The organism is Actinomadura sp. NPDC023710 (assembly GCF_040639875.1).
In the GTDB taxonomy this organism is placed as follows: domain Bacteria; phylum Actinomycetota; class Actinomycetes; order Streptosporangiales; family Streptosporangiaceae; genus Spirillospora; species Spirillospora citrea.
This window is the reverse complement of record NZ_JBFAGB010000063.1, coordinates 1-11,701: the sequence shown is the minus strand read 5'-3', so window position 1 is coordinate 11,701 and position 11,701 is coordinate 1. Positions and strand designations below refer to the sequence as shown.

The following is an 11,701-nucleotide window of genomic DNA, read 5'->3' as shown; positions in this document are numbered from 1 at the left end:
GCCATGACCTCAGCTGACATCCCCGCCTGCTGCGCCGCCTCGCGCCGGGCCGCGCCGCTCCTCCCCCAGCCCGCCCCGGCCCGCCGCGCCGCCCCCCGGCTCAACCGCATGATCGTGCTCCCCGGCGGCGACTTCCGCATGGGCAACGAGGACGCCGACGCCAATCCCCTGGACGGCGAGGGGCCGGTCCGCGACGTCCGCGTCGAGCCGTTCCGCATCGATCCGCACACCGTCACCAACGCCGAGTTCTCCCAGTTCACCAAGGAGACCGGCTACCGGACCGAGGCCGAACGCCACGGGTGGTCCTACGTCTTCCGGGGCCTGCTGCCCCCGGCCGTGGCGCGCGCGGCTCCGTCACCGGCCGGTACGCCCTGGTGGCGCGGCATCGAGGGCGCCGCCTGGAACCACCCGGAAGGACCCGGCAGCCACATTCAGAAACGCCGGAAACACCCCGTCGTCCACGTCTCCTGGAACGACGCCGCCGCCTACGCCGCGTGGGCGGGCAAACGGCTCCCCAGCGAGGCCGAATGGGAGTACGCCGCGCGCGGCGGCCTCGACCAGGCCACCTATCCGTGGGGCGACGAACTGCGCCCGCGAGGCCAGGACCGGTGCAACATCTGGCGCGGCCGATTCCCCGACCAACACGACGGACGTCCCGGGACCGTCGCCGCCGACGCCTACCGCCCCAATGCCTTCGGGCTCTACAACACCGTCGGCAACGTCTGGGAATGGTGCGCCGACCCCTTCACCCGCGACGGCGACGCCCGTGCCATGCGCGGCGGTTCGTACCTCTGCCACGACTCCTACTGCAACCGCTACCGCGTCGCCGCCCGCACCTCCAACACACCCGACTCCACCACCGGCAACACCGGCTTCCGCTGCGCCGCCGGCGCCTGAACGGCGCGCGAAAAGGCAGGGCCCCTGTCAGGGCCCTGCCTTTTCTGCGGGGTCAGCGGTCGATCCACCATGAGATCAAGGTGATGGCCGCGGCGCCGCCCGCGGTGGCCGTGCCGTAGGCGAACCCGCGGACGGCGGCGAAAAGGGCGGCGTCCCGCAGGCGCCGGACCTTCCCGGCGCGCGCGGGGCGGCGCTCGGTCTGCGCGATGCGTTCCATTGCTCTCCTCCTGGAGGTGATCGGCCGGACGTGGCCTGATGGAGGAAGCGTGCGCCGGGATGATGTTCACCTGCGAGAGACTTCTGTTCATCCTGAGAAGCCGTCCGGGCGGGCAGGTCACCGGCTTCGCGCGCGCCGGAAGGCGAACGAACCTGAACACAACTGCCCGGGTGAACGTCCAGGGTCCGGAGGAGGGCGTCGGTGGAGCGGATCGCACCCGAGAGGATCACGACCCGCCGCCAGTTCGTTGAACAGATGGGTCTGCTGTACGACCGCGGCGGCTGGAGCCATCACCGGCTCGCCCACAAGGCGGGTCTGAGCTCGGCTACCGTCCGCAAGGCCGTGAGCGACACCGCCGTGCTGCCGCGGGCCGACACGGTGAGGGCGCTCATGGAGGCCTTCCACGAGGACCCGGCGCCCTGGCTCGAAGCCCGCGGCCGCATCCGCGACAAGGAGAAGGGCCCGGAGAGGGCGGCCGTCTCGCCGCCCGCGCGGGAGGCCGCCGAGGAGCCGCCCCCGCCGGACGCGCCGCGCCATCTCGTCGGGGTGATCCCGCGAGGGGCCGACTGCTACCAGATACGTGACGTCCTGGCCCTGCTGGAGAAGGCGACGGCAGAGGCCGATGGAGCGGTTCCGCCCCGGGGCCGCGTGCTGACCGGGATGGGCGGGGTGGGCAAGACGCAGCTCGCCGCCGCCTACGCACGTGAGGTCTGGGACGCCGGACGGGTGCGGATGCTGCTGTGGGTGACGGCGTCGTCCCGTCCGGGGATCGTGGCCGGCTACGCCGAGGCCGCGGCGGCCCTGGGCCTGTCGGTCGCGACCGACGACCCGGAGCAGGCCGCGCGGCGGTTCCTGCAGTGGGCGTCCACGACCGGCGACACGTGGCTCATCGTCCTGGACGACATCCGGGAACCGGGCGACGTGCAGGGCTGGTGGCCGCCGGACCGGCCGTCGGGACAGGTGCTCGCCACGACCTGGCGCCGCGAGGCCGCCCTCGTCGAGCAGGGCCGGCGCCGGGTGAACGTTGGTCTGTTCACACCGGAAGAGGCACGGGACTATCTGACCGCCAAGTTCCGCGTCCATGAGATGACCGACGATCCCGGCCAGATGGACGCGCTCGCCGAGGATCTGGGGTGGCTCCCCCTGGCGCTGGCGCAGGCGGCCGCCTACATGGTGGACCTTGGCCTGGACTGCGCGGGCTACCGCGAGCGGCTCGCCGACCGGCGCCGCACCCTGGCCGAGCTGGTGCCCGAACCCGAACACCTCCCCGACGACCACGGCAAGGTCGTCGCGGCGGCGTGGTCGCTGTCGATCGAGCGCGCGGACCAGGCCCGCCCCGTGGGACTTGCGAGGCCGCTGCTGCAACTGTGCTCGGTGCTGAACCCGAACGGCATCCCCTCATCGGTGCTGACCAGCCCGCCCGCCCTGGGATACCTGACGTCCGCCGCTTCCGCCGGCGCGGCCGGCCGCGACACCGACGGCACCGACGTGTGGGACGGTCTGCGGGTCCTGCACCGGTTCAGCCTCCTCGACCACGACACGGCGGCCGGAGGCGCCGTCCGCGTCCACGCGCTCATCCAGCGCGCGACCCGCGAGACGCTCGGCGAGCAAGAGCGCCTGCGCACCGCGCACACGGCCGCCGACGCGCTCATGCACGTGTGGCCGCGCATCAAGTACGACCAGATCACCAGCGTCCTGCGCACGAACGCGAACAGCCTGCACGAGGTCACCCACACGGACCTGTGGCGGCACACCGGCGACGGCGGCCGCGAGTGCGGCCATCCGGTGCTGTTCCGCGCGGCGCGAAGCCTGAGCGACACCGGCCAGGTCGAAGCGGCCGTCGGCGCCTACGACGAGCTCTTCCAGGCCGGCGACCGCATCCTCGGCCCCGAGCACCCCGACACCATGTCCGCACGCAGAGGCAGGGCCCACGCCCGGGGCGAAGCGGGCGACATCGCGGGCGCCATGGCCGAGTACGGGGAACTCCTGTCCGACCTCACCCGCACGCTCGGCCCCGAGCACCCGCGGACCTTCTCCGCCCGCAACGACCTCGCGACCCTCCGCCGCCGCGGCGGCGACGTCGCGGGCGCGATCGAAGAACTCGAAGAGCTGCTGGCCGAGCAGGAATGGATCCTCGGCGCCGACCACCCCGACGTCCTGGCCACCCGGAGGAACCTGGCGAACTCCCGCGGGGAGGCGGGCGACGCCGACGGCGCCGTGAACGCGTTCGAGAGCATCCTCGCCCACCAGGGCCGCCTGGCGAGGCCGGACGACCCCGACGACCTCCAGGCCATGCTGAGCATCCGGGAGAGCCTGGCGAAATGGCGCGGTGACGCGGGCGACGCGGCGGGGGCGGCCGCCGCCTGCGAAGAGCTCCTGGCCGACCGGGAACGGATCCAGGGGCCGGACCACCCCCAGACCCTGGCCGCCTGGAAGGACGCCCTCCATTGGCGGTGGCGCAGAGGGGACACCGAGAACCTCCTGGAGGACTACGAGCGACTCGTCGCCGCGCACGTCCGGGTCCTGGGCGCCGACAATCCCGCCACCCTGGTCGTCAGCGGCATCCTCGCCCGCGTACGGGGAAAGAAGATCGACCCGGCGAGCGCGGTCGAGGATCTGGAGCGGCTCGTGGCCGACCACCTGCGCGTCCTCGGGCCCGACCATCCCGAGACCCTGCGCACCCGCGCCCAGCTGGCCTACTCCCGAGGCCAGGCCGGGGACGCGGTCAGCGCGGTCAGCGCCTACGAGGACCTTCTCGCCGACCACGAACGAATCCTGGGCCGCGACCATCCCCAGACGTTGGCCACCCGCAACGGCCTCGGTCGCTGGCAGGCCGAATCAGGCGACGTGGTGGCGGCGGTCACCACCTTCGAGGAGGTCCTGGCCGACCGCTGGCGGGTGCTGGGCCGCAACCACGAGCACACCCAGAACACCCTCAAGAGCCTGGAACGATGGCGCCGCCGCCTGCAACGCGAGTCCCAGGTCCAGCAACGGGACACCAAGCGCCGACGCACCAGGCATCGCAGCAAAGGACCCCGGGGCGGTCCTGAGTGGTCAGGACCGCCCGGGCACGAGTAGGCGGCGCGGTCGCCGCCCGGGACGTCAGTCCAAGGCCAGCAGCAGTGCGGCGGACCAGCTGAAGTTGGTGGAGTTCAGCGGGGCTCCCGTCAGGGGGTGGTAGTTCTCCATGATCGGCGCGTCTCCGAGCAGGCCGGACGCCGAGCCGCGCAGGCGGTCGGCGAGAGCGGACGCGTCGGCGCGGTAGCCGTACCTCCGCAGGCCCTCCAGGGAGAAGTACGCCTGGTCGAGCCAGACCGGGCCGCGCCAGTACTTGTCCGGGGCGAAGTACGGCGAGCTCTTCGACACCGTCGCGAACGGCATCGGGGTGGCGAACTCCTCCGGGTCGGTCAGCCTGCCGCGGACGGCGGCGGCCTGGGGTCCGGTCGCGACGCCCGCCCACAGCGGGATCGCGCCCTCGATGCCGCGGCCCCGTTCCGTGAGGCGCCGCCCCGACGCGAGGTCGGTGTCGTAGAAGTAGCCGGTCGCCGGGTCGTACATCGACTCGCGGATGGCGGCGGTCAGCGTCCGCGCCTGCGCGGTCAGGCGGCGGGACGTCGCCCCGTCGCCGAGCCGCCGCGCGATCAGCGCGAGGTAGCCCTTCTCGGCGGCGAGGTAGGAGTTGAGGTCGACGGACTCCTGGTTCAGCGAGTAGCCCACGACCCGTCCGGCCGCGTCCCGGTTCTCGACGGCGGTGGTGCCGAGAGCGGCGTCGAAGCGCGGGGCGTTGTCCATGCCGCTCTCCCACGCGGCGGCCTGCCGCCGCGCCTCCGGCGTGTCGTTGGCCGGGTCGACGGTCGCGCCGTACTCGGCGAGGCCGTCGTGGTCGTGGTCCCGGTTGCGGTACCACCAGTCGTGGTAGGCCAGCAGCTTCGGATACATCTCGCGCAGGAACCGGGCGTCACCGCTTCGCCGGTAGGTCTCCCAGACCGCCCAGGCGGCCAGCGGCGGCTTGGTGTTGCGCTCGTTCCAGTTGCCGCCGCCGCGGGCGGGGTCGTTGTAGAAGAGGCAGTCGGGGATCATGCCGGCGTCCTGCGGCCGGGTCCGCGAACCCGCGGTGATCTGGTGGTCGAACATCGACCTGATCTGCGACTCGGCCAGGGCCGGGTCGAAGCCGGCCACGCCGACCGCCTGCTTCCAGGTGTCCCAGGCCCAGAAGCCGCCGGTGAACCACTTGTAGGAGATGGACGGCGTGATGCCCCCGTGGTCGAGCCTTCCGGCCGGGCCGCGCCAGTTCGTGACGAGGGTTTCGAGCGCCTTGACCGCCAGCCGCCGCCGTCCGGCGGGCACGTCGGCGGTGACGGCCGCCACGTACCGGCGCCAGCGGGCGTCGGTGTCGCCGATCGCCTTGCCGGGGCGGAGCAGCAGGTCGCGCACCGCCGGGGCCTCCCGCTCGCGTTCGGCGGCGGTGAAGGTGTAGGTCTCGGCCCATGTCAGCTCGGACGAGCGGCGCGGCGCGAGGGTGAGCGGGCGCGCCAGGTCGGTGCGGTAGGAGTCGCCGGTGACGGTGGTGCGGACGGGCTCGGCGTGGGTCACCTCGAACCGTTCGGTGCCGTCGGTGAGGTAGTCCCACTGCTCGCGGACGCGGGCGAAACCGACCGCGACGCCGCGTGCCGTGGCGTGCAGGGACGGTGCGCTCTTCATCGGCTCGTCGTCCGGGCGCAGGAGCGACCCGCTCCAGCCGACCTCGACCGTCCGGGAGCCCTTCCCGGTGTTGGCGACCGAGGCGCGGACGAGCGCGCTGTGCCCGGAGGCGAAGCGCAGTTCGAGGGTGAGCCGCAGCCCCGGCAGGTCGTAGACCTGGCGCAGCATCCCGGGCAGCGCGGTGAGCCGGGGCGCGCCGGCGGCGCCGAGGTCGAGGTCCCGGCCGTCCGCGCGCAGGCGGATGCGGCTGAACGCCTTGCTCAGCCACCACGGGTACTCCTGGGCGATGTACAGCGGTCCGGAGAACCCGCCGTAGGCGTCCTTGTCGCCCGTCCGCGGCAGGGCATAGGCGTGCCAGGCGCCGCGGTCGCTGAAGACGTTGACCTCGTTGACCTCCGCGGGCAGGGCACCGGCCGGGACGCCGTGCAGGTCGAGCACGTCGGCGTAGCCTTCGGGCCCGGCCTTGCGCTCTGCGGCGGACGACGCCGGAACGGCGGTGACGATGAGGGCGGAGCCGAGCGTGAGCCCGGCCAGGGCGTTGAGCGATCGTCGCATGATCACCTCTCGGGGTGGGGGTGGGTCGTCCTGAGCACCGCCGCCCCGAGCGGGGGCAGCCGGAGCGTGTCCCGCACGGCGGTACCGGACAGAAGGTCGACGCCGTCCGGGACGGGCACGTCCGTCTCGGCGTCGCGATGGTTGAGCAGGAAGAGGTACGACGCGGCGGGCCCGTCGCGGCGGACGGCCTCGACCCCGTCCGGGACGGCGTGCACCGGGCGGACGCCCGCGTCGGCGAACGCCTCGTCCAGCACGAGCCCGATGCGCTCGCCCAGGTGGCAGCTCACGTACCAGGCCCGGCCGGCGCCGTGCGCGTTGCGGGTGACCGCCGGGCGTCCGGCGAGCGCCCCGGAGGCGTAGGCGGCCACGGTCTCCGCCCCGATGGTCTCCAGCCACTCGCTCCACAGCGTCGCCGGGACGGTGCGATCGCCGAACGCGACCTCGACGGACGCCTCGTCCGGGACGGGCCAGAACTCGTCGACGACGACTCCGAGCACGTCCCGGAGCGGCGCCGGATAACCGCCCAGATGCACATGGTCGTGCTCGTCGACGATGCCGCTGAAGAAGCCGCAGACCAACCGGCCGCCGTCCGCGACGTACGAGCCGAGCCAGGCGGACGTCGCGTCGCTCACCATGTAGAGGTTGGGCAGCAGCACGAGCCGGTACGGCGCCAGGTCCGCGCCGAGGGGGACGAAGTCGACGGTCACGCCGCGGGCGTGCGCCGCGCCGTACCAGGACAGCGTGAGGTCCCTGAGCCGGAGCCGGGACGAGGGGTGGTCGTCCAGTTCCAGCGCCCACCAGGAGTCCCAGTCCAGGACGATCGCGACGTCGGCCGTGGTGCGGGTCCCGGCGACCTCGGCGAGGCGGGCGAGGTCGCGCCCGAGGCGCACGGTCCGGTCCCACTGCGGCGATCCGGTGCCGCGATGCGGGAGGAGCGCGCTGTGGAACTTCTCGGCCCCCGCCCGCGACGCCCGCCACTGGAAGTGCAGCACGCCGTCCGCGCCGCGCGCCACCGCCTGGAAGGACCACAGCCGTCCCAGCGCGGGCGGCTTCGGCACGTTGACCCGACGCCAGCTCACCGCCGACGGCGCCTGCTCCATGAGCAGCCACGGACGGCCCGCCTTCAGCGAGCGCATCAGGTCGAAGTTCATCGCGGCGTTCACGTGCGCCGCCGGGTCGGCCGGGTCGGGGTAGGCGTCGTCGGACACGATGTCCTCGTGCGCGGCCCATTTCCAGTAGTCCAGGGGCTTGAACATCGACATGAAGTTCGTCGTCACCGGGAGGCCCCCGCCGTCCTCGTCCAGGACGGCCTTCTCCGCCAGGAAGCAGTCGAGCAGGGCGTCGGAGCAGAACCGGCGCCAGTCGAGCAGCTGGGTCGGGTTCACCGGTCCGGGCGCGGCGCGCGGCGGCTCGATCTCCTCCCACCGGCCGTACCGCTGCGACCAGAAGTCGGTCGCCCAGGCGTGGTTCAGCTCCGCGACGCTGCCGTACCTCCTCCGCAGCCAGGACCGGAAGTCGGCCGCCGACGTGGCGCAGAAGCACTCGGTCACATGGTCGCCGTACTCGTTGTGGACGTGCCACAGCACGACCGCCGGATGGGCCCGGTAGCGCTGGGCGATCATCCGCGCCAGGCGCGTCCCCGACTCCCGGTAGACGGGCGAGGACGGGCAGTAGTGCTGGCGGGAACCGAACTCCAGCCGGACGCCGTCCGCCGTGACGGGCAGCATCTCCGGGTGGCGGCGCACCAGCCACGCGGGCGGCGACGCGGTGGCGGTGGCCAGGTCGGCGGCCACGCCGTGCGCGGCGAGCAGGTCCAGCAGCCGGTCGAGCCACCCGAAGTCCCAGGCGTCCGGGCCCGGTTGCAGCCGCGCCCAGGAGAACACGCCCACCGTCACCAGGTTGACCCCGGCCTCGTTCATCAGCCGGACGTCCTCCGCCCAGACGTCCTCTGACCACTGCTCGGGGTTGTAGTCCCCGCCATAGAGCAGCCCCGGCACCCGAATACCCGCTTTCACCCCTGTTCCTTGCGGGGGGACGACCCCCCGCACCCCCCGGTTCGCCTCGCTCATCCCTTGACCGCCCCTCCTAGGAGACCGGACACGAACTGCTTCTGGAACAGGAAGAAGATCAACATCAGGGGGAGCGTCGCCAGGAAGGAGCCGAGGATCAGCCCGGAGTAGTCGACGTGGCTCTGCCCGATGAGCGTGTACAGCGCGACCGGCGCGGTGTACTTGTCCTCGGTGTTCAGCATCAGCAGCGGCCACAGGAAGGCGTTCCACTGCGTCATGAAGGTGAAGATGACCAGCGCGCCGAACTGGGGCCGGACCACCGGCAGGACGACCCGGTAGAAGATGCGCAGGTCGCCGGCGCCGTCGATGCGGGCCGACTCGATCAGCTCGTCCGGGAAGCCGAGGAACGCCTGGCGCATGAGGAAGATGCCGAACGAGTTGGCCAGGAACGGCAGGATGACCGCCTGGTAGGTGTCGACCCATCCGAGGCTCGCCATCATCTGGAACAGCGGGACGAGCAGCACCTGGAAGGGGATCATCATGGTCGCCAGCACGGCGCCGAGCAGCAGCCGCCGTCCCCGGAACCGGTACTTGGCCAGCGCGTACCCGCACATGGCGGAGATCAGCGAGCTGAGCACGGTGTAGACGACGGCGACGCCCGCGCTGTTGAGCATGACCCGGCCGAAGCCGATCGTGTGCTCCAGTTCCACCAGGTTGTGCAGGAACCGTCCGCCCGGCAGGAACGGCGGCGGCGACACGAACAGCTCGGCGTCGTCGCGGGTGGAGGCGACCACCATCCAGTAGAACGGCGCCGCGCTGATCATCGCGCCCACCAGGAGCAGCAGCAGGGCGAGCGCGCGGCCCGCGCGGGGACGGGCCCTTCCTTCGGCGGCCGGCCTCACCGGGACTTCTCCTTCCCGAAGAAGCGGAACTGGGCGTAGGAGATCAGGCCGATGACCGCGACGACGACCCAGGAGAGGGCGGCCGCGTAGCCGAAGTCGAGCTGCTCGAAGCCCACCTTGTAGAGGTAGAGGACGGGCGTCGTCGTGGCGTTGCCCGGCCCGCCGCCGGTCAGGACGTAGTTCTCGTCGAAGAGCTGGAGCGTTCCGATCGTCGAGGTCACCGAGCAGAACAGGATGACGGGGCGCAGCTGGGGCATGACCACCCGGACGAACGTGGTGACGGGCCCGGCGCCGTCGATGGCCGCCGCCTCGTACTGCTCCCGGCCGATCGACTGGAGGCCGGCCAGCAGGATGACCGCGTTGTAGCCCGTCCACCGCCAGGTGATCGAGCCGATCAGCGCCAGCCGCGCCCAGCCGGGGCCGTTCAGCCAGTCGACCGCGGGCAGGCCCACGGCGCCGAGCATCTGGTTGACCAGGCCGCCGTCGGTCTTGAGCAGGACGCGGAACACCACCGAGTAGGCGACCAGCATCGTGACGGCGGGCAGGAAGTAGGCGATGCGGAAGCCCGAGCGCAGGCGCAGCCAGGACTGGTTCAGCCCGAACGCCAGCAGCAGCGCCAGCCCGATCATGACCGGGACCTGGACGAGGAGGATCAGTCCGGTGTTGCGCAGCGCGGCCCAGAAGACGGGGTCCGCCGCCATCCGGCGGTACTGGGCCAGCCCGACCCAGGTCGTCACGCCGTCGCGGTCGGCGGTGAAGCTCTGGTAGAGGCCGGCCAGCAGCGGATAGGCGAAGAACAGCGCCAGCAGCGCCGCAGCCGGGCCCGCGAAGGTCCACGGGGTGCACCGGCGGCGCCAGCGCTCCCGCCGCCGGGGCGGCGCGTCCGGCCGGGCCGTCCGGGCGGGGCCGCTCTCTCCGGCCCTTCGTTTCGTCACGTCGACGACCACGGCGTCACTCGGCGATCGACCGGCCGGTCGCGGCGGCGATCTGCTTGGCCGCCGAGGTCAGGGCCTTCGCCGGGTCGTCCCCGTGCAGCACGATGCCGGAGACGGTCCGGTTGACGACGTCCCTCGCCTTGGGGCCGTCCTTGGAGATCTCGATCGGGGGCACCTTGTTCGCGAGGTCGGCGAACGTCGCGAAGACGGGCCGGCCGCCGTAGTAGGGCTGCGGCGCGGTCACGAACGGGTCCTTCAGCGCGGGCAGGTAGGCGGGGAACAGGCCCTCGTTCTTCAGCATGGACACCTGGTTGGCGGTGTTCGCGAGGGCGAACTCGACGAACGCCCACGCCGCCCGCGCGTTCGCGCTGTGGCCGCTGACGGCGAGCGTCGACCCGCCGTCGTTGGCCGTCCGCACCCCGCCCTGGTCGAACGCCGGCAGCGGCACGACGCCGAACCTGTCCTTGAGCTCGGGCATCTCGTCGGTGAGGGTGCCCGACCACCACACCGCGTAGGGGGTGGTGGCGACCTTGCCCGCCTTGGTCGCCGAGACCAGGCCGTCCCAGCCCTTCTCGAAGGCGACGAGGTCCTTGTCGGCGAGCGTCTTGAGCAGCGTCGCGGCTCGGACGGCCTGCCGGTCGGAGACGGCGATCCTCCCGCCGCGGATGTAGCCCTGCCCCTGCTGCTGGAGCAGCATCGGGAACATGCTGTCCTCCTGCGGGTCCATGACGAGGAGCTTCCTGCCGGTCTCCGCCTTGATCCGCTCGCCCGCACGGACGTAGTCGTCCCAGGTCGCGATGCCCGCCGGGTCGACGCCGGCCTTCTCGAACAGGTCGGTGCGGTAGTAGAGGGCGCAGGGCCCGCCGTCCCAGGGCAGGGCGAAGACCTTGCCGTGCTCGTCGGTGACGTCCTTCCAGGCCGCGCGGGCGAACTCGGCCTGGCGGGCCCCGGCGAGCGGGGTCAGGTCGTACAGCCCGCCGGGGAAGGCGCCGACGTAGCCGGGCAGCCTGCTGCCCTCGATCGTGAGGACGTCGGGCAGCCCCTTCCCCGCCTTCATTCCTACGGTGATCTTGTCGTAGGCGTTGTCGTAGCCGATGTCGACGACGTCGACGCTCGTCCCGGGATGGCGCTGCTCGAAGGCCGGGGCCAGCCGCTTGAGCGCCTTCGCCGCGACGTCCCACGACCAGACGCCGATCCTTCCTTCGATCTTGGCCTGCGTGCCCGCGCTCAGCGCGGGCCCCGCCTTCCGCGCGCCGCCTCCGGCGGCGCATCCGCTCGCTCCGAGCAGCGCCGAGACGGCTCCGGCGACTCCGGCGGTCAGGACGGTCCGGCGCCCGATGGCCGCCCGTTCGGGGTTGGTCGCCATCTTGCCTCCCCAAGGGATTCGGGATAATGCTGTATACAGCACACTGCATCCTGTGTTCTCGTCAAGAGGGTGAGGCAAGGAATGTGAAGGAGAGGGAGATGAACGCGCACCCCTACATC

At 72.3% G+C, this 11,701-nt stretch carries 8 protein-coding genes; 2 read left to right on the top strand and 6 right to left on the bottom strand.

The window, feature by feature from the left end:
• The first annotated feature begins 3 nt into the window (after positions 1-3).
• Positions 4-897, top strand: a complete 894-nt coding sequence (locus AB0H37_RS41695; protein ID WP_360618168.1) for a formylglycine-generating enzyme family protein — start codon at positions 4-6, stop codon at positions 895-897.
• A gap of 52 nt (positions 898-949) precedes the next feature.
• Here the strand turns inward: AB0H37_RS41695 and AB0H37_RS41690 are convergent, their stop codons facing one another.
• Entirely contained in the window at positions 950-1,114 is a 165-nt protein-coding gene (locus AB0H37_RS41690) for a hypothetical protein (protein ID WP_329087290.1), read from the bottom strand.
• A 201-nt stretch (positions 1,115-1,315) separates the two neighbouring features.
• Between AB0H37_RS41690 and AB0H37_RS41685 the strand changes: the two genes are divergently transcribed.
• Positions 1,316-4,192: a tetratricopeptide repeat protein gene (locus tag AB0H37_RS41685; RefSeq protein WP_360618167.1), complete on the top strand. Its 2,877-nt coding sequence runs from the start codon at positions 1,316-1,318 to the stop codon at positions 4,190-4,192.
• 24 nt (positions 4,193-4,216) lie between these two features.
• Here the strand turns inward: AB0H37_RS41685 and AB0H37_RS41680 are convergent, their stop codons facing one another.
• The 5 genes from AB0H37_RS41680 to AB0H37_RS41660 are packed head-to-tail and all read right to left on the bottom strand — an operon-like array spanning position 4,217 to position 11,582.
• Complete coding sequence (locus AB0H37_RS41680) at positions 4,217-6,370, bottom strand: trehalase family glycosidase (protein ID WP_360618165.1); 2,154 nt, start codon at positions 6,368-6,370, stop codon at positions 4,217-4,219.
• A 2-nt stretch (positions 6,371-6,372) separates the two neighbouring features.
• A complete protein-coding gene (locus tag AB0H37_RS41675; protein WP_360618163.1) occupies positions 6,373-8,385 on the bottom strand; it encodes a beta-galactosidase in 2,013 nt (670 codons plus the stop codon).
• Positions 8,386-8,435: 50 nt separating this feature from the next.
• Positions 8,436-9,281, bottom strand: coding sequence for a carbohydrate ABC transporter permease (locus AB0H37_RS41670; RefSeq protein ID WP_329087282.1), 846 nt, complete (start codon positions 9,279-9,281; stop codon positions 8,436-8,438).
• Positions 9,278-10,216 (bottom strand): sugar ABC transporter permease, encoded by a 939-nt coding sequence (locus tag AB0H37_RS41665; protein WP_360618162.1) that lies wholly within the window; start codon positions 10,214-10,216, stop codon positions 9,278-9,280. Before AB0H37_RS41665 ends, AB0H37_RS41670 begins: the two co-directional genes overlap by 4 nt.
• Before the next feature lie 16 nt (positions 10,217-10,232).
• Positions 10,233-11,582 (bottom strand): sugar ABC transporter substrate-binding protein, encoded by a 1,350-nt coding sequence (locus tag AB0H37_RS41660; RefSeq protein WP_360618160.1) that lies wholly within the window; start codon positions 11,580-11,582, stop codon positions 10,233-10,235.
• Between the last annotated feature and the right edge of the window lie 119 nt (positions 11,583-11,701).

What these genes read in the sequence shown, in the direction of transcription:
- AB0H37_RS41695 (WP_360618168.1), top strand. Translation starts at nt 4, where the DNA reads ATGACCTCAGCTGACATCCCCGCCTGCTGCGCCGCCTCGCGCCGGGCC.
- AB0H37_RS41690 (WP_329087290.1), bottom strand. Translation starts at nt 1,114, where the DNA reads ATGGAACGCATCGCGCAGACCGAGCGCCGCCCCGCGCGCGCCGGGAAG.
- AB0H37_RS41660 (WP_360618160.1), bottom strand. Translation starts at nt 11,582, where the DNA reads ATGGCGACCAACCCCGAACGGGCGGCCATCGGGCGCCGGACCGTCCTG.
- AB0H37_RS41680 (WP_360618165.1), bottom strand. Translation starts at nt 6,370, where the DNA reads ATGCGACGATCGCTCAACGCCCTGGCCGGGCTCACGCTCGGCTCCGCC.